Source organism: Achromobacter xylosoxidans, from assembly GCF_002192695.1.
Classification (GTDB): Bacteria; Pseudomonadota; Gammaproteobacteria; order Burkholderiales; family Burkholderiaceae_B; genus Achromobacter; species Achromobacter xylosoxidans_C.
Window position 1 is genome coordinate 1 of record NZ_MTLG01000071.1, and the last position, 17,172, is coordinate 17,172.

At 67.0% G+C, this 17,172-nt stretch carries 19 protein-coding genes and 1 pseudogene; 3 read left to right on the top strand and 17 right to left on the bottom strand.

Annotated elements, in window-relative coordinates; all coding sequences use genetic code 11:
• Positions 1–187: pseudogene (locus BRO63_RS12630) on the top strand (methyl-accepting chemotaxis protein); the annotation flags it as partial.
• A 296-nt stretch (positions 188–483) separates the two neighbouring features.
• Positions 484–2,079: a methyl-accepting chemotaxis protein gene (locus tag BRO63_RS12635; protein WP_088140133.1), complete on the top strand. Its 1,596-nt coding sequence runs from the start codon at positions 484–486 to the stop codon at positions 2,077–2,079.
• Between the two features lie 55 nt (positions 2,080–2,134).
• Here BRO63_RS12635 and fliR read toward each other — a convergent pair whose 3' ends face one another.
• The 13 genes from fliR to fliF all read right to left on the bottom strand — a co-directional run bounded on the left by fliR (position 2,135) and on the right by fliF (position 13,528).
• Positions 2,135–2,923 (bottom strand): flagellar biosynthetic protein FliR, encoded by a 789-nt coding sequence (fliR, locus tag BRO63_RS12640; RefSeq protein WP_088140134.1) that lies wholly within the window; start codon positions 2,921–2,923, stop codon positions 2,135–2,137.
• A 33-nt stretch (positions 2,924–2,956) separates the two neighbouring features.
• The gene (gene fliQ / locus BRO63_RS12645) at positions 2,957–3,226 is read right to left on the bottom strand and encodes a flagellar biosynthesis protein FliQ (RefSeq protein WP_008163193.1); all 270 of its coding nucleotides are present in this window, start codon (positions 3,224–3,226) and stop codon (positions 2,957–2,959) included.
• Between the two features lie 19 nt (positions 3,227–3,245).
• A complete protein-coding gene (gene fliP / locus BRO63_RS12650; RefSeq protein ID WP_173149434.1) occupies positions 3,246–4,037 on the bottom strand; it encodes a flagellar type III secretion system pore protein FliP in 792 nt (263 codons plus the stop codon).
• Positions 4,038–4,064: 27 nt separating this feature from the next.
• Positions 4,065–4,388, bottom strand: a complete 324-nt coding sequence (gene fliO / locus BRO63_RS12655; protein WP_088140135.1) for a flagellar biosynthetic protein FliO — start codon at positions 4,386–4,388, stop codon at positions 4,065–4,067.
• Positions 4,389–4,398: 10 nt separating this feature from the next.
• Positions 4,399–4,956 (bottom strand): flagellar motor switch protein FliN, encoded by a 558-nt coding sequence (gene fliN / locus BRO63_RS12660; protein ID WP_088140136.1) that lies wholly within the window; start codon positions 4,954–4,956, stop codon positions 4,399–4,401.
• On the bottom strand, positions 4,949–5,956 hold the full coding sequence (fliM, locus tag BRO63_RS12665; RefSeq protein ID WP_088140137.1) for a flagellar motor switch protein FliM: 1,008 nt from the start codon (positions 5,954–5,956) through the stop codon (positions 4,949–4,951). Before fliM ends, fliN begins: the two co-directional genes overlap by 8 nt.
• 2 nt (positions 5,957–5,958) lie before the next feature.
• Complete coding sequence (gene fliL, locus BRO63_RS12670; protein ID WP_088140138.1) at positions 5,959–6,594, bottom strand: flagellar basal body-associated protein FliL; 636 nt, start codon at positions 6,592–6,594, stop codon at positions 5,959–5,961.
• 170 nt (positions 6,595–6,764) lie between these two features.
• Positions 6,765–8,156, bottom strand: coding sequence for a flagellar hook-length control protein FliK (locus BRO63_RS12675; protein WP_088140139.1), 1,392 nt, complete (start codon positions 8,154–8,156; stop codon positions 6,765–6,767).
• Between the two features lie 24 nt (positions 8,157–8,180).
• A complete protein-coding gene (gene fliJ / locus BRO63_RS12680; protein ID WP_088140140.1) occupies positions 8,181–8,630 on the bottom strand; it encodes a flagellar export protein FliJ in 450 nt (149 codons plus the stop codon).
• Complete coding sequence (gene fliI / locus BRO63_RS12685; RefSeq protein WP_088140141.1) at positions 8,623–10,113, bottom strand: flagellar protein export ATPase FliI; 1,491 nt, start codon at positions 10,111–10,113, stop codon at positions 8,623–8,625. Before fliI ends, fliJ begins: the two co-directional genes overlap by 8 nt.
• Positions 10,110–10,853, bottom strand: a complete 744-nt coding sequence (fliH, locus tag BRO63_RS12690; RefSeq protein ID WP_088140142.1) for a flagellar assembly protein FliH — start codon at positions 10,851–10,853, stop codon at positions 10,110–10,112. Before fliH ends, fliI begins: the two co-directional genes overlap by 4 nt.
• On the bottom strand, positions 10,846–11,856 hold the full coding sequence (fliG, locus tag BRO63_RS12695) for a flagellar motor switch protein FliG (RefSeq protein ID WP_054456694.1): 1,011 nt from the start codon (positions 11,854–11,856) through the stop codon (positions 10,846–10,848). Before fliG ends, fliH begins: the two co-directional genes overlap by 8 nt.
• Complete coding sequence (gene fliF / locus BRO63_RS12700) at positions 11,846–13,528, bottom strand: flagellar basal-body MS-ring/collar protein FliF (protein ID WP_088140143.1); 1,683 nt, start codon at positions 13,526–13,528, stop codon at positions 11,846–11,848. The genes fliG and fliF overlap by 11 nt, the downstream gene beginning before the upstream one ends.
• Before the next feature lie 330 nt (positions 13,529–13,858).
• Between fliF and fliE the strand changes: the two genes are divergently transcribed.
• Entirely contained in the window at positions 13,859–14,191 is a 333-nt protein-coding gene (gene fliE / locus BRO63_RS12705) for a flagellar hook-basal body complex protein FliE (protein WP_088140144.1), read from the top strand.
• Between the two features lie 92 nt (positions 14,192–14,283).
• Here fliE and BRO63_RS12710 read toward each other — a convergent pair whose 3' ends face one another.
• The 4 genes from BRO63_RS12710 to BRO63_RS12725 are packed head-to-tail and all read right to left on the bottom strand — an operon-like array spanning position 14,284 to position 17,143.
• Positions 14,284–15,087 (bottom strand): flagellar brake protein, encoded by an 804-nt coding sequence (locus BRO63_RS12710; RefSeq protein ID WP_088140145.1) that lies wholly within the window; start codon positions 15,085–15,087, stop codon positions 14,284–14,286.
• Between the two features lie 24 nt (positions 15,088–15,111).
• Positions 15,112–15,429, bottom strand: coding sequence for an EscU/YscU/HrcU family type III secretion system export apparatus switch protein (locus BRO63_RS12715; protein WP_088140146.1), 318 nt, complete (start codon positions 15,427–15,429; stop codon positions 15,112–15,114).
• Positions 15,429–16,790 carry a flagellar hook-length control protein FliK gene (fliK, locus tag BRO63_RS12720; RefSeq protein WP_088140147.1) on the bottom strand — a complete coding sequence of 454 codons (1,362 nt, stop codon included), beginning with the start codon at positions 16,788–16,790 and terminating at the stop codon, positions 15,429–15,431. Before fliK ends, BRO63_RS12715 begins: the two co-directional genes overlap by 1 nt.
• On the bottom strand, positions 16,787–17,143 hold the full coding sequence (locus BRO63_RS12725; protein ID WP_088140148.1) for a flagellar protein FliT: 357 nt from the start codon (positions 17,141–17,143) through the stop codon (positions 16,787–16,789). Before BRO63_RS12725 ends, fliK begins: the two co-directional genes overlap by 4 nt.
• Positions 17,144–17,172 lie beyond the last annotated feature (29 nt).

Consider the following 17,172-nt stretch of genomic DNA (forward strand, 5'->3'; position numbering starts at 1 on the left):
CGAGGTGACGCAGCAGAACGCGGCGCTGGTGGAAGAGGCGGCCGCGGCGGCAGGTTCGCTGCAGGAGCAGGCGCAGCGCTTGTCCGAGGCAGTTGCCGTGTTCAAGATCAACGCGGGCGAAGTGATCGAAGTCCCCGCGCACCAGTTGTCGGGCGGTTACGGAGCGCCGACGCTGACGCAGTCATGAGGTCTGCCTGCTGAAATCTGCAAGAGGACCGCGGCCGCGCTGATGCGCGGCCGCGGTCCATGTGCCTTGCGGTTTGGCGTGCGCAGAAATCATGCGCACGTTAAGTTTTCGAAAATATGGCCGTTAACAACAATAACGCCTGAAAAGGGCGGTGAACAGTGTTCGAAAGTGCCAGGGGACAAGCTACCCCGGAGCCTGACGAATCTGGCGGGGGAACACGTCTAAGCGGGGCGTCAGATCCGGTTTGCTCGCCGATATTCATTCGCTGCTCGAAATGAAGCACCCGGAGGCAAGCTGTGCGCGTCAACCTACCCATCCACAATGTAGAAACCAAGCTGCGCGAGGATCAGTACCTGATCTCGCGCACGGATACCAAGGGCCGGATCGTCTATGCGAATCCGGCCTTTGTCGAAGTCAGCGGCTTTTCCCGTGAAGAACTCATCGGCAAGCCGCACAACATCGTGCGCCATCCCGACATGCCGCCCGAGGCCTACGAAGACCTGTGGGAAACCCTGCAGGCCGGAGAATCGTGGCTGGGGCTGGTGAAGAACCGGCGCAAGGACGGCGGCTACTACTGGGTGCTGGCCAATGCGACGCCCATCGTCGAGAACGGCGAGGTCGTGGCGTATTCGTCCGTTCGGGTGCGCCCGTCCGACGAGCAGATCGAAATGGCCGAGGACCTGTATGCGCGCATCCGCGAGGGTACGGCCAGGGGCGTGCGCATCCTGCGCGGACGTCCCGTGCGTGCAGGCTGGCGCCGCGGCGTGGATGTGCTGGCATTTCCGTTCCGGCACAACGTCCGCAGCCGCATGCTGCGCCACGCGCTGCTGTCGTCCGGAATCATGGCTGGCGCGGGCGTCTACGGCTTGCGGGCCAATTGGGCGGAACTGAGCACCCTGGGCGCGAGCGTCGGCTGCGCAGCCATCGCACTGGGCGTGGTCGCCATTTTCGGCATGGGCTGGCGTTTGTCCCGGTCGCTGCTGGATCCGATGGTCGATGCGGCCAATATGGCGCGCCAGGTTGCCGCGGGTAACCTGACCACGCAGATCGTGGCGGATTCCGATGACGAAGTCGGGAGCCTGAAGTTCTCGCTCGAAGTGATGCGCAAGAGCCTGATCGGGATCGCGCAGGACGTGTATCGCGGCATCGAAGGCACGACCCATGCCGCGGCGCATATCGCGCGCGGCAACCAGGAACTGGCGGGCCGTACCGAGGGGCAGGCTGCGTCCTTGCAGCAGACCGCCGCCAGCATGGAGCAACTGACCTCCACCGTGCGGCAGAACGCCGACAATGCGCGCCAGGCCAACCAGCTTGCGGCCAGCAGCATGGAAGTGGCGCGCAAGGGCGGCGTGGCGGTCGGGCAGGTGGTGAGCACCATGCATGGCATTTCCGACAGCTCGCGCAAGATTGCGGACATCGTCAGCATCATCGAAGGCATCGCGTTCCAGACCAATATTCTGGCGCTGAATGCCGCGGTCGAAGCGGCGCGGGCCGGGGAGTCCGGCAAGGGCTTCGCGGTGGTCGCAGGCGAAGTCCGCAGCCTGGCGCAGAAGAGCGCCCAGGCGGCCAAGGAGATCAAGGGCTTGATCGAGGATTCGGTGGAACGCGTGACGGAAGGCTCCCAGCAGGCCGAGCAGGCGGGCGCGACGATGGAGGACATCGTCGCCGCCGTGCACCGCGTCACTGACATCATCGGCGAGATTTCGCAGGCTTCCCAGGAGCAGTCCAGCGGTATCGAGCAGGTCGATACGGCGGTGTCGCAGATGGACGTGATGACCGTGCAGAACACCGCGCTGGTGCAGGACCTGGGCGGCGCCGTCATGCAGCTGGGTAATCAGTCCGGCGCGCTGCGCGAAACGATCCGCGTGTTCCGTCTGGTCGGGCAACAGTAAGGTTGACGAGGCGGCGCCAGGCGCCGCCTTGACGCCGGGGGGGTAATCAGGGCTTCTACTTGCCGGCCAGCGCGTCGGCGACGCGGCTCATCGCAGTGAGGCCCGATTCGAACAGCGACTCCAGGAACGGCCCGGCATGCGGCAACACGACGGTCAGAATCGTGACGCCGATAATGAGTGTCACCGGAAAGCCGATGGAGAACACGGACAGCTGTTGCGCGGCGCGGTTCAGGATACCCATGGCCAGGTTGATGGTCAGCAGTGCGCAGATCAACGGCAGCGCCAGCAGCAGGCCGGATATGAAGATGGTCTTGCCCCATTCCACCACGACGCCAAAACCGTTCTGGTGCAGCTGGATCATGGCGACGGGCAAGGTGTCAAAGGAGCGAACCAGCGCGGCCAGGACCAGCAGATGGCCGTCCAAGGCCAGAAAAGTCAGCATCGCAATGATGTTGAACATGCGCGACAGCACCGCGGTATTGGCGCCGGAGGCCGGGTCGAAGAACGAGGCGAAGGACAAGCCCATCTGCAGGCCCACGAATTCGCCGGCGGTTTGCACGGCGGCGAACACCAGCCGCATCGTGAAGCCCAGCGAGATGCCGATCAGCACTTGCTGCATGACCATCCACAGCCCGGTAAACGAGCCGGGCGCGATGGGTGGAACGGGATCCAGCGCGGGGCTGATCGCGACGGCGAGGATGAAAGACAGCCCCACCTTGACCTTGATCGGAATGAGCGATTCGGAGAACAGGGGGGCGGTGCCCACGAGCGCCAGAATGCGCACGAACGGCCAGAGAAACTGGCCGATCCAGCCGTTGAGCTGCTCGAGCGTGAAGGCGATCATGAGGGAGGTCGGGTGCCCGGCGGCGGCTGCCGCTCAGGACACCAGCATGGGGATCTGGCCGATCAGTTGCCGGATGTAGTCGACCATGACGCCGATGAGCCAGGGGCCCAGCAACACCAGCACGCCGCACATGGCCAGCAGCTTCGGAATGAACGACAGCGTCATTTCGTTGATCTGCGTGGCAGCCTGGAAGATGCTGATGACCAGACCCACCACCAGCGTCACGAGCAGCAGCGGCCCGGCCATCGCCAGCACGATCTTCATCGCCTGGTAGGTCATGGTCATGACGGTTTCGGCGGTCATGGCGATTCTCCTCCAGGAGTTATTGATAGAAGCTCTGGGCGAGCGAGCCCATGAGCAGGTTCCAGCCGTCGGCCAGCACGAAAAGCATCAGCTTGAAGGGCAGGGCCACCGTCACCGGCGGCACCATCATCATGCCCAAGGCCATCAGCACGCTGGCGATGACCAGGTCGATGATGAGAAAGGGAATGAAGATGGTGAAGCCGATCTGGAATGCGGTTTTCAGTTCGCTGGTGATGAAGGCGGGCACCAGGATGCGCAGCGGCACCTGCGAGGGGTCTTCCAGGGCGGGCTGCTTGGCCAGGTTGGCGAACAGGGACAGATCATTTTCGCGCGTCTGGTGCAGCATGAAGGTGCGCAGCGGCGCGGCGGCGCGTTCGACGGCAGCTTCGAACTGGATCGAGCCCTCGGACAGCGGCTTGTAGGCGTCGGTGTAGATCTTGTCGAACACCGGCGACATCGTATAGAAGGTCAGGAACAGCGCGAGGCCGATCAGCACATGGTTGGGCGGCGACATGGCCGTTCCCATGGCGCTGCGCAGCAGGCCCAGCACGATGATGATGCGGGTGAAACCCGTCATCATCAGCAGCGCGGCAGGCAGGAACGACAGCGACGTCATCAGCAGCAGGGTCTGCATGCTGAGCGAATAGGTTTCGGAGCCGTTGGGGCCGGGTGTGGCGGTCAGCGCGGGCAAGGTGGCCTGCGCGACGACACCCGCGGGGAACAGGGCCAGTCCCAGCAGCGCGGCGGCGCCGAGCAGGGGCAGCGCGCCGGAGCGGGCGCGGACGGGTGTCGTGCTTGTGGGCAAACTCATGGGTGTCGCTTGGAGGGCGCGGCCGCGCTAGCGGCGCTTGAGCGCCTGGCCCAGCTTGGCCGCGAAGGCGGCGGCGGGCAGGGTCGAAGCCTCCGGCAACTGGCCGGCGGGCAGGGTATGCAGGGTGTTGAGCTGGTTCGGGCCGACGCCCACCACCAGCCAGGTGTTGTCGACTTCGACCACCACGATGCTCTGGCGCGGACCGACCGGCAGGCTTGCCACCTGCCGCAGCAGGTTGCCGCCGCCGCGCGGCGTCAGCCCGGCGCGGCGCGCCAACCAGGCCGAAACCAGGATGGCGGCCACGACCAGGATCAGGCCGACAATGACGCGCAGGAGAGCGGATTCGTCCATGGCGCCAGGGTCAGCGGCGGTTGTTCAAGCGGTTGATCCGCTCGGAAGGCGTAATGATGTCGGTCAGGCGGATGCCGTACTTGTCTTCCACGACCACGACTTCGCCCTGGGCGATCAGGTAGCCGTTGACGAAGATGTCCATCGGTTCGCCCGCCAGGCCGTCCAGCTCGACCACGGAGCCCTGGCCCAGCTGGAGCAGGTTCTTGATGGTCAGGCGGGTGCGGCCCAGTTCGACCGTCAGTTGGACAGGTACGTCCATGATCAGGTCGATATCCGCGCCGGCGCCGCCAGTCGTGCCGGCCAGGGGCTTGAACACGGATTGCGCGGCGGGTTGGGCGGCGGCTTGCGGGGCAGATGCGGCGGGAGCGGCAGGCGCCGCCGCAGCGGGCGCCGGCGCGGCAGCGGGTGCCGCCGCGCTGGTCTGCTCGGCCATGGCGGCGGCCCAGTCGTCCTGGGGCTTCAGGCCGTCGGCTTGGGTCGGCGGGTTGGCGCGGGATTGTTCGGCGAGCGCGTCGGCCCAGTCGTCGGCCGGGGACGAGCCGGTACCGGGCTCGTTCTTGTCAGTCATGGTCAGAGGCCTCGTTGGATTCTGTATCGTGGGTAAACATGTTCTGTACGCGCAGGGCGTACTGGCCGTTGAAGACGCCGTAGCCGCATTCCATCAGCGGCACGCCGTCGACGCTGGCGACTATGGTTTCGGGCACGGTCACGGGCAGGATGTCGCCTACCTTCAGGCGCATCAGTTCGCGGATCGAAGAGGGAATGCGGGCAAATTCCGCAACTACGTCGATGTCGGCGCTGCGCACCTGGCGCGATAGCTGTTGCGCCCAGCGCTGGTCCACTTCTTCGAGCGTGGTTTCCTGCAGCGGGCGCGTCAGCAGATCGCGCACCGGCTCGATCATGGAGTAGGGCAGGCAGATGTTCAGGTCGCCGCCGGTCGCGCCGAATTCGATGTGGAAGGAGGTGACGACCACCACTTCGTTGTTGCCGGTGATACTGGCGAACTTGGTGTGCATCTCCGAGCGCACGTACTCGAATTCGATTGGATAGACGGGGTCCCAGGACTTGCCGTAGCTTTCCAGGGTCAGGTTGAGCAGGCGCCGGATGATGCGCTGTTCGGTCGTGGTGAAGTCGCGGCCTTCGACGCGCGTGTGGTAGCGGCCATCGCCGCCGAACAGGCTGTCGATGACCAGGAACACCAGGTTCGGGTCATAGGTAAAGAGCGCCGTGCCGCGCAGGGGCTTCATCTGAATCATGTTCAGATTGCTCGGCACCGGCAGGTTGCGCTCGAAATCCGCGTACTTCAGGATCTTGATCGAGCCCACCGTGATGTCGGCGCTGCGGCGCATGAAGTTCAGCAGCACATGGCGCATCTGGCGCGCGAAACGCTCGTTGATGAGCTCCAGCGTCTGCATGCGGCGGCGCACGACGCGCTCGGGCGAGCTGAGGTCGTAGGCGCGGGCGCCGGCGTTCTGGTCGGTCGCGCTAGCTTTGCTGTCGCTTTCGCCGGTGACGCCCGCCAACAGCGCATCGACCTCGTCCTGCGAAAGAAATGCCTCGTAGGCCATGCTTATTGCACCACGAACGCCGTGTACAGCACGTCGGTGACGTACTGGCCGTCCGGCAGGGGCGAGAAGGGGCGGTTCACGGCCTGCTTGATGGCGTTGGCCATGTCGGTCTTGCCTTGCTGCGTCTGCACGCCGGTGGGCGATTGCGACGACAGGACCATCAGGATGCGGCTGCGCACTTCAGGCATGTACTTTTCGAGGCGCGTGCGGGTCTGCTCGTCGCTGACGCGCAGCGTCAGGCCCACGTGCATGATGCGCTCGGTGTCGGGATTCTGCAGCGTGACGGTGAAGGGCTCGATCGGCACGAAGATCGGCGCGGGCACGGCTACCGGGTTGGCAGGAGGCGCGACGAAAGTGGCCGGGGTCGCCTGGGGGCCCTGCGCAGCTTGTCCGGGCTGGCCGGGCTGGCCGGGTTGACCTGGTTGACCGGCCGGGACCTGGCCGACGCCGAGCTGCACGGTTGCGCTGTTTTGCGGCTGCATGCGTTGGGTGATGAACCAGGTTGCCCCGGCGCTGGCCGCGGCAACGATGAGCAGGACCAGGATTGCCAGCAAGGGGCGAAGAATACGGCCCATGCCGCCGGAGCGGGAAGAAGGCGCGCCGCGCGCAGGCATGGGTGAAGGTTTGGAAGTCGCCATCTCGGAGTCGATGCGTATTTTGCCGCTGATGAAAACGGGTTCTTAGTGGATGAAAGCATTCTGCCCCAAATGCCGCCTCCGCTTGGAGGCGAAAAACAGGGCGAAAGCCGCGTATCTCAAGCTATTGCTGCAGCGCCCGCAGGCGCGGCCAGAGGCGATGCGCTTCTTTGTCAGGCGAAGGTGTCCACCAGCGCATTGGCGTTGCGCGGAGCCGTCACCGCGACGGGCGCTTCGGCCACGCTGTCGGCGCCAGCCTGGCCGCCGCCAGCATGGCGTTGCGAACCGTTGCCGCCGTGTTGCGCGAATTCCTGTTGGGCGGCCTGTTCGCCCACGCTGGTCTGGCCCAGCGAGATGCCGGCCTGGGCCAGCGCCTGCTGCAGTTGCGGGATGGCGGTTTCAATGGCCTGGCGCACCGAGGCGTGGGCCGACACGAAAGAAGCGCTGGCCACGCCGTCCGACAGGTTCAGGCTGACGCGCAGCGGACCCAGATCGGGGGGATCGAGGCGCAGCTCCGCCGTTTGCATGCCTTGGCGCGCGCTGTGGCTCATCATGACGACCTGTTGGCCGAGCTCGGTGCCCCAATGCGTGCCGCCAACGGGAGTGGCGACTTGCAGCACGACCGGTACGACGGGTGCCGCGATGGCCGCCGGGTTTGCAATCGGCGCGGCGGCCGGGCGTTGCGTGGCGGCGGCAAGCGCCTGTGCCAGGTGGTCCTGGGCGGAGGCGCCATGCTGCGGCGCCTGGAATTGTTGTTGGGTGCTGGCCAGGACCTGGGCCTCGGCGTCATCGGCCTGCTCAGGCATGGCGATGTGGCCGGCTTCGGGGCGTGCATCGCGCGCGGGGCGCGGCATTGCGGCTTCCGCGGCGAGGCGCGGCGTTTCGGCCTTGACGGGCGCGGCAGCGGCGGGGGCGCGGACCGGCGCTTGCGCGGCGGGGGCTGCGTCAGTGCCGGGCTTGGCTGCAGCAGTGATGATAGGCACGGCGATTTCGGCGTCGCGGGCGGCGAGCGCGGCGGCTGCCTCGGCCTGCGGGGCGGTAAAGGCGCCAGCGGCTGCCGCGGCTGCGCCGGCGGCCTGCGTCGCGGGTGTCGCAGGCGCGACGTCGGCGGCATTCAACGCGGCGGTCAGGACCGCTGCGCCGCTGCTCATCGCGGCGGCGGCTGCGGCGGCGTTGCCGCGCGCGAGCTGCACCTGTTCGGCGGCCTGGGCCGCGATCTCCAGGGCTTGCTGCGGCAGGATCACGGCGGGTTGCGCGGCCGCGACGGCCAGCGCGCCAGCCTCGGCCTGCGCGGCGGTCTGCACTGCCGTGTCGATGGCGCTGGCGGCGGCGCCTTCGGCGCGGGCGGCAGGGTCGCCGGAATTCTTGCCGTCAGCGGACGTCTTGGCGCCATTGTTCGCCGGCCGCGAGTCGGCGGCCTGGTTGGGGCGCTGCCGGGCCAGTACGTCCGAAAAGCTGGGGCCCTTTTTGTTCACGGGCACGGACTTGGCGCTGAGCGCGTCAGCGATCGAGGTCGGCGCGGCGGGCGCGACGGCGGGCAGGGGCAGGGGCAGGGGAGCGTTCATCTTGGGCTTCCTGTGAGATATCGCTTAATGCATGCCGGTCTGGCGTTGGACCAGGCGGGCGGAATATTCGTCGTTGGCACGCTGTTCGCGGCGGGATTCCACCACGGCCTGGGCGCGCAGTTCGCGCTGCGCCAGGGCGTCGTAGGAGTTGAGCTTGCGTTTTTCCTGTTGCCAGTAGAGCCGGCCTTTGGCGAGGTTGTCGTCGGCCTGGCGCAATACGCCTTGTTGCTGGCTGATGGCGTCGTCCAGCGTGCTGATGAAGCGCTGGTAGTTATGGCAGTCGCTTGCCGACATGCCGCTGGTCATCGCCTGCTGCAGCCGTTCCAGGTAATCCTGGCGGTAGTCGTGCAGCATGGACAATTGGCGCTCGGCATTGGTGCGCTCGGCGTTGAGCCTGCCGAGCAGGCGCGCCGCTTCGTCCGTGCTTTCCTTGGCCAGGTTGATCAGCATGTCCAAGGGCAATTGGCTAGGCATAGGCGTTCCTCAATTCGAAACTGGCGCGCAGCTGGCTCACGGCGGCTTCATAGCCGACGTTTTCGCCGATGTCCTGCTGCAGGAAGGCTTCCAGGCGCGGGTAGCGGGCGATGGCATCGTCCAACTGCGGATCGTTGCCGGCGGCGTAGGCGCCCACTGCGATCAGGTCGCGGTTGCGCTGATAGCGCGACAGGCTTTGCTTGAAGCGGCGAACCACGGCGAACTGCTCGGGCGTGATCAGCGAGGTCATGGCGCGCGAAATCGACGCTTCGATGTCGATGGCGGGGTAGTGGCCGGCTTCGGCCAGGTGGCGCGACAGGACGACGTGGCCGTCCAAGATGGCGCGGGCCGAATCGGCGATTGGATCCTGTTGGTCGTCGCCTTCGGCCAGCACGGTGTAGAACGCGGTGATCGAGCCGGCCTTGCCGGAAGGTCCGGGCGCGCCCATGCCGGCGCGCTCGACCAGCATCGGCAGCTTGGCGAAGACCGAGGGCGGATAGCCCTTGGTGGCGGGCGGCTCGCCGATGGCCAGCGCGATTTCGCGTTGGGCCATGGCGTAGCGGGTCAGCGAGTCCATGATCAGGAGCACGTCCAGGCCCTGGTCGCGGAAGTGTTCGGCCAGCCGCGTGGCGTAGGCGGCGCCCTGCAGGCGCAGCAGCGCCGACACGTCGGCCGGCGCGGCCACCACGACCGAGCGCGCCAGGCCCTCGGGCCCGAGGTTGTGCTCGATGAATTCCTTGACTTCGCGGCCGCGTTCGCCGATCAGCCCGACGACGATGACGTCGGCTTTGGTGTAGCGGGCCATCATGCCCAGCAGCACGCTTTTACCGACGCCGGAGCCTGCGAACAGGCCCATGCGCTGGCCCCGGCCAACCGTGAGCAGGCCGTTGATGGCGCGCACGCCGGTGTCCAGCACCGTATCGATGGGCGCGCGTGACAGGGGATTGATCGGCTGGGCCGACAGGGGCGCGAGTTCGGCGCCCGTCAGCGGACCCAGTCCGTCCAGCGGCCGCCCGGCGCCGTCCAGCACCCGGCCCAGCAGGGCATTGCCCACCGGCAGGTGGCGGCCCAGCTGGGGCTTGGCGTTGCCGTTCAGTTCGGCCTTGCGCGGCAGCGGAATCTGGCGCTGGACCGGTGGCTCGCCAGGTACGACGCGCGCGCCGGGCGGCAGGCCGGAAATATCGGCCTGCGGCATCAGATAGAGGGTGTGGCCGTCGAAACCGACGACTTCGGCGTCCGCCCAGTGGTCGTGGCCGCGGGCGATTTCGATGCGGGCGGCCGCCCCCACCGGCAGGCGCAGGCCGGTCGCGTGCAGCACCAGGCCGGTGGCGCGCGTGATCTTGCCGCTGACCAGCCAGGGGTCGGTCGAGGCGGCGCGGATCGAGCCGATCTGCAGCTGGGTCTGCCAGCGGTCGATGACCGGCACGGCGGCGGTGGACGCAGCCGGCTGGCCGGGCAGGGGGGAGGCCGGATTGGCGCTCACACCGGCTCCTCCCAGGAGACGTTGCGGCCCAGCGAGGCCGCGACGCGGCGCCAGCGCGTCTGCAGGGTGGCGTCGATGTCGCCGAAAGGCGTTTCGGCGCGGCAGCCGCCACGCGAAATGGATTCATCGGCCAGGACGCGCCAATGGCCTTCCTTGAGTTCGTCCGCCAGGTGCAGGCGGATCAGGTCGATGTCTTCGGGGTTGGCCCACAGACGCATCTGTCCGCCGGCGGTGGGATTGATGTGCAGGACTTCGCGCACGGCGCTGACCACGGTGTCCGGCTGCTCGGCGAGGGTGGTGCGCACGACCTGCTGGGCGATGTCCAGAGCCAGGGTCAGCAGGCCCTGGCCCATTTTTTCTTCAAGCGAGCCGAGGGACGCGGCGCAAGCCTCGACCAGCGCATGCAGGCGCTGCGCTTCGGCGGCGCCTTGTTCGCGCGCCTGAATGAGGCCTTCGGCATAGCCTTGCTCGCGGCCGGCGGCGAGGCCGGCTTCGTGGCCGGCCTGCAGGCCGCTTTCCAGGCCGGCGGCGTGGCCCAGGGCACGGCCTTCCTCGTGGCCTTCCGCAAGCGCCTGGGCACGCAGTTGGGCCATCACCACTTCCGGGTCCGGGCCCGGATCGGGTTCGGGCTCGGGTTCCGGTTCAACGACCGCGGGCTCGTCGAACGACAGCATCTGCCAGCGCCGCCAGGCGGCGCTGCGCGAGATGAGCGTCGTGGCGCCGCTGTCCACCTCAGACATAGGTGTCGTCTCCCTGGTTGCCCAGGACGATCTGGCCGCTCTCGGCCAGGCGGCGGGCGATCTGCAGGATCTTCTTCTGTTCGGTCTCGACCTTGGACATGCGGATCGGGCCTTGCGCGTCCAGGTCTTCGCGCAGCATTTCGGCGGCGCGGCTGGACATATTGCGCAGGAACTTCGCGCGCAGCTCTTCCGGTGCACCCTTGAGCGCGACCATGAGCGTGTCGTTGTCGATTTCCTTGAGGATGAGCTGGATGGCGCGATCCTCGACGTCGAGCAGGTTGTCGAAGACGAACATCTCGTCGATGATCTTCTGTGCCAGGTCGTTGTCGCGCTCGCGCAGGCTGGCGACCACGGTTTCTTCCTGGGTCGAGTTCATCATGTTCAGGATTTCGGCCGCGGTGCGCACGCCGCCCATCTTGCTGCGCTTTGCGCCCTGGCCGGCCAGGACCGAATTCAGGACTTCGGTCAGCTCGGACAGCGCCGCGGGCTGCACGCCGCCGAAAGTGGCGATGCGCAGCATGACGTCGTTGCGCAGGCGGTCCGTCAGCAGCGCAAGCACGCCGGCGGCGCGGTCGCGCTCCAGGTGCACCAGGATGGTCGCGATGATCTGGGGGTGTTCGTCGCCGATCAGCTCGGCCACGGTGTTCGGGTCCAGCCAGTTCAGCGCATCGATGCCGCTGCCGCCTTCGCCGGCTTCCAGGATGTCTTCGATCAGGCCGGCGGCGCGGTCGCTGCCCAGCGCCTTGGTCAGCACGGTGCGGATGTAGTCGTCCGAACCCAGCGTGACGGCCATGAACTGGTCGGCTTCCTGGCGGAATTCTTCCAGGACCACGGCCACGTCGCTGCGCGTGACCTGCTTCAGGCTGGCCATGGCGGCGCCGACCTGCTGGACTTCACGGGCGCCGAGGTACTTGAAGACCTCGGCCGCGGCGTCTTCGCCCAGCGACATCATCAGGACGGCGCTGCGCGTCATGCCGTCCAGCGGAGTGGAATCATTTTTCATCTTTGCTCATCCAGGTGCGCAGAACCATCGCAACGGCGCGCGGATCTTTGGTGGCCATCGTGCGGGCGCGTTCCAGGTTGTCCTGGTACCGGTCCACTTCCTTGGCGCGGGCCACGTCCTGGGCCTCGCGCGCCGCTTCGATGCGCTCGGCTTCGGCTTGTTCCGGATCGACCGGCGGGTAGAGGTAGTCGCCCACCGTGCGGCGCAGCACGCGATACAGCCACAGTGCCAGCACGCCACCGACCAGCCAGGCCAGGATCGTCTTGAACAGCGAGATCATTTCAGGATCGCGCCACATCGGCACCGGCGGCGGGCCGTCGTTGAACTGGCTGTTGACCAGGTTGAGCGAGTCGCCGCGGGTTTCGGAGTAGCCCATGGCTTCGCGCACCAGATTGGTCAGCTTGTTCAGTTCTTCGGGCGGCAGGGCCTGCAGTTCGCCGTCCTTGTCGCGGACGTAGTTGACGACCACGGCCACCGACAGGCGCTTGAGGTTGCCCACCGGTTGCTTGATGTGGCTGATCGTGCGGTCCACTTCATAGTTGGTGGTGGCGTCGCGGCGCTCGTTCAGGTTGCCGGTGACGGCCTGCGTGCCCGTTTGCTGCTGGGCGTTGGCGGGCTGCTGCGGCTGGCCTGGGCGGGGCGGCTGGGGTGCCGGTGGATTGGCGATGGCGGCCTGCGGATTGGCGATGGCGGCCTGCGGATTGGCCGGCGCCTGGTTCGATAGCGCGCCGGGCACGCCTTGCGCGGGATTGACGCCGCGCTGGGTCGAGTCGCTGGTCTGCTGGCTGCGCACGGCGGCCTGGCCAGGTTCCTGGTTCGGGCGGTAGACCTCGGAGGTTTCTTCGCGGCGGGCGAAGTCGACGTCGGCGCTGGCCTGGGCGTGGACGTTGCCCGGACCGACCAGCGGATTGAGGATGGTGAGAATGCGTTCGACCGTGCGCTGTTCCATTTCGCGCACGAAGCGCATCTGGTCGGCGTCCATGCCGCGGCCTTCGCCCATCGGCGCCGACAGCAGGCGGCCGTTCTGGTCGACGATGGACACGTTCTCGGCGGTGAGTTCGGGGACGCTGGAGGCCACCAACCAGGAAATCGCTGAGACCTGGGCGTCGCTCAGGCTGCGGCCGGGATGCATGTTCAGCAGCACCGAGGCGGTGGGCGCCTGGCGTTCGCGCACGAACAGCGACTGGCGCGGCATGGCCAGGTGCACGCGGGCATGCTGCACGGTGTGCATGGCTTCGATGGAACGCGCCAGCTCGCCTTCAAGACCGCGCTGATAGTTGATCTGTTCCGTGAACTGGCTGGCGCCGAAGCGGGCGTTGTCCATCAGTTCGAAGCCAACCGAGCCGCCGCGAGGCAGTCCCTGGGACGCCAGTTGCAGGCGGGCGTCGTACACGCGGTCGGCCGGCACCAGCACGGCGGTGCCCGTTTCGTTGTAGCGGTAGGGCACGTTCATCGCCCCCAGCGCCGTCACGATGGCGCCGCCATCGCGGTCGTCCAGGTTTGAGAACAGCACCTTGTACTTGGGCTCGCTGCTCCACATCGCCACGGCGACGATGATCGCGACTAAGGCTGCCGCGCCGCCCAGCAGTATGGGCTTGGGCAGCGCGCGCACCTTCTCCAGCACGGGGAATTTCGTCAACAGCGACGAACTCAGGGTGGCCTGCTGGTTCATTGGCGGCCCCCGCTGGCCACGCGGAGCTGGAACTGGGACTTCATGTCTGGGTAGGGCAGATTACACATGCAACGTGCTTCTGGTCTGGGGAGAGCGTGGATTATTGCCCCTGAGACGTCCATCCCAATCGTCGAAAACGGCCGGTTTTTGGCGTTACTTATCTCCTATGTCCCCGACAAGGCGAAAGTCGCCGCAGCCGCCCGGGATTCGGGTGGTCGCATTCGCGGAAATGTCGGGTTTTTTGGCGGTTTTTGTCGGCTATGAACCGGCGGGGGCGGGGTTACGCTGTGCGCAATATTGGCGTAATCCCAAACAGCAAGGAATCAGGTAATGGCTGTATCAGGCTTGTCCGGCATCGAAAGCATGCTTCAGCAGATGCGCGCGGTAGTGAGCAAGGCGGAAACCGGTAACCTCGGCGCGGGTGAAATGGTCGGCCAGCCGGATGGCTTCGCCGCGGAACTGCAACGTTCTATCCGTCGCGTCACGTCCGCCCAGAATGCCGCCACGGCCCAGGCCAAGGCGTTCGAGCTGGGGGCGCCCGATATTTCGCTCAACGACGTCATGATCGACATGCAGAAGGCCAGCATCGGCTTCCAGACGGCGGTGCAGGTGCGCAACAAGCTGGTTGCGGCCTACAAGGAAATCTCCTCGATGGCGGTCTGAGTCCCGGTTGTCGGGGCGCGCTTGCGGCTTGACCGGAAGCGCAAGCTGACATCAGGCGGGAACTTGCTGCGCATGCTTCCCGCCGCGCGGCCTCAATTGCGCTGGGCGCTCTTTTCCAGGCGCCAGACCACCTGCTGCAGCCAGTTTTCCTGGCGCGCGTCCAGATTCAGGAAGACAGCTCCGAGGTGGCTGACCGGCGGTTCGCCGGTGAGCGAAACGTGCCTGGGCGCCGGTTCGTCAGGATCCGCGGATTGCTTCATGGGTTGCCCCGAGACCGGATACACATTGCGCACTTCCAGGCTGGCGCTGAGCTTGCCCTGGGCGCCGAAATCCAGTTGCACGTTTTCCATCACGGTGCCTCGTTCCGGCAGGGCGGGGACCGCCAGGTCTGCGCGCAGGCCCACGCCGTCCACCGAGATGTCGCGTATCGTGAACGTGTAGGGCTTGTCGGCGGGAGCGGCTTGCCAACTGGCGCGGCACACGTTGGCGGCCGCGATCAGGGAGGCGCGGAACATCTTGCGGCGCTGGATCCGGGCCAGGCGTTCCGGGAATGGCGAAACCAGCGCGGCGCTGCCGTCGTCGAAATGTATGACCTGGGGCCGTTGCACGCGAAAGCGGATCTGCACGCCGCCATAGGCGGTGGCATGGAAGTGGAAGGCGGTGCCGCTCAGCAAGCCCATGGAGTCGGATTGCTCGAAGTCCGCGCCGGCGTAATCGCGCGGCCTCCAGAAGAATTCGCCGGCCTGCTTGTCCACGCCGAGGATCAGCACGGCCATCTCCCGGTCCGCGGCGTCGCGCACCAGGATATGGCTGTCGGGGTGGGTCAGCTCGAACAGGGCCGAACGCATCTCGTCAGGCCGGGTCAGCAGGAACTCCGGATCGCTGGCATCCAACACTTTGGTCTTCCTCAGGTAATAGGGTCAGGCGGGCGGAGCGGGTTCGGGGAACTCGCGCGATTCCAGGCGGTAGAGCCAGGCCAGCAATTCTGCCACCGCTACATAGAGTTGGGGAGGAATATGTGAATCCAGGTCCACCTGCATCAGCAGGCCGACCAGCTCGCGCGACTCGTGGACGTAGAGACCGTTTTCCTGGGCGGCGCGAACGATGGTGTCCGCGAGCTGGCCGTAGCCCTTGGCGATGACGCGCGGAGCGCCGTCCTTTTCTTCGTAGGAAATGGCGACTGCCGCGTTGCGGCCGGCGTTCGGGTCCGATTCCGGACGAGGGGTGAGGCGGCTCATCAGATATCGGTGGGGATCTCGGGGCGCGGTTCGACCACGCTTACCGACAGATTGCTCAAGGTCAGGCCGGCGGCCAGCAGGCGTGAACGCAGCGCGTCCGAGGAGTCATTGATCTCGGCTGCGCTGTGCGGCGCAATGAGTTGCAGGACGATCTGGTCGCCGGCCAGGTTCAGCCGGGCATCGACCAGGCCCAGCCGGGGCAGGTCCAGCTTCAGCCGCGTGGCCCAGGTCGAAACCGCCGACTCCGGATCGCCGCCGTAGGGGTCGCGCTCGACTTCCCATTCCATGGGTGTTCCGGGCCAGGCTTCGCCTTGCCAGGTCAGCGTCTGGTTGGCCAGCACGTCCAGTTGCTGGCGGACCAGCACGGTCAGGTCCTGGTGTATGCCGCTGACCGGGGGGGCGGGGGCGGGCGAACTGGAGCCGCCCGTACTGGGCGCGGCGTCGGCGCCCGGGCGGCCGCTGGGGGCTGCGCCAGCCCGTGGCCGAGAGGGCGCAGGATCCTGCGTGGGCGGATTCTTGCCGAGCACGGCCTGCGGCTCGCTGCGCAATTGTGCCGGGGTGGCCCGGCCGAAGACCATGTCGGTCAGGTGGGATTCGTAAAACAGTCCGCTGCCTTGCAGCGCCTGACGCAGGGCCTGTCCCAGCGCGCGGGCGGAAGGTCCGCCAGCGGCCAGGGCTGCATGCGCCGCGGCTTCGGGTCCTTTGCTTGCGTTGGGGCTTGCGCCCGGTCCGGCCGGTCGCTCCTGTTTCGCGCCGGCCGCCAGGCCGTCACCGTCGAGCGTTGCCGCGACAGAGGCGGCGAGGGCCGGGGCTTGTTGCTGTGCAGTGGCCTGCGCCGGCATCTGGCCAGGCATGGGGTGGGATGCTTGCGCGCCAGTCTGCGCGGGTTGCTGGCCCGCTTGTGCTGCGGGCATGGGGCCGGCGCCAGCTGCGGGTTGGCCCGGCTGCGCATCGGTGGCCCACAGGGGCGCGCGTCCCTGGACTGCCGGCGCGGCCTCGGGAAATTGGGCCAGCAAGGCAAGAATGGCGCGCGCCGTCGTGCCCAGTGTCGTGGGAGCCGAGGCCGTGGTGTCGCTGCTGGTGACCAAGCCGCGAGCGGCCAGCGCCAGCGCGGCTGCGATCTTGGGGTCGACAACAGTATTCTGGCGGTCGCCGCGGGCGCCGCCAGTCTGTATGCCTTGTCGCGGGTCGCGCGCCGATCCGTCAGAGGCGCCGGGCTTTTCCAGGTTGCCTGGCTGGCTGACCGCGTCGGGCCGGGCTCCGGAGACTTGATTGGCGCTGGCGGCGGACATCGTCGTGCCTAGCACGGCGTCCAGCCGCTGCACCAGGACATTGCCGAGTGCGGCGGGACCTACACTCATTCTTCAGACGCCTGCTGGTAACCGTAGGCGGACAGCAGGGTCTGCTGGCGTTTCATGCGTCCCAGCAAATCGCCCAGGCGCGCCAGTTGCGGAAGCGCCAGGTCCCGGGTGAGCGCATCGTTTTCCAGGATGCGCACGAGCAGGTCGTACTTCATGGCGCGGCCGGCTTCGTCCAGCGGCGCGGAATGCTCGATCTGGCGCAGGCGTTCCACCAGCTCGCAATATTGCTGTCCATGGACCATCGCGCCATCCCAGTCGCCGGCTTGCGCCGCCGCTAGCATTTCTCCCGTGATGAGAGCGATCTCCTGGTAGTTTTCCAGGATAGGGGAGGTGTACTGGGTCGTGGACGTCATGGAAATCTCGGGCGTTCGATGGCTGGCTG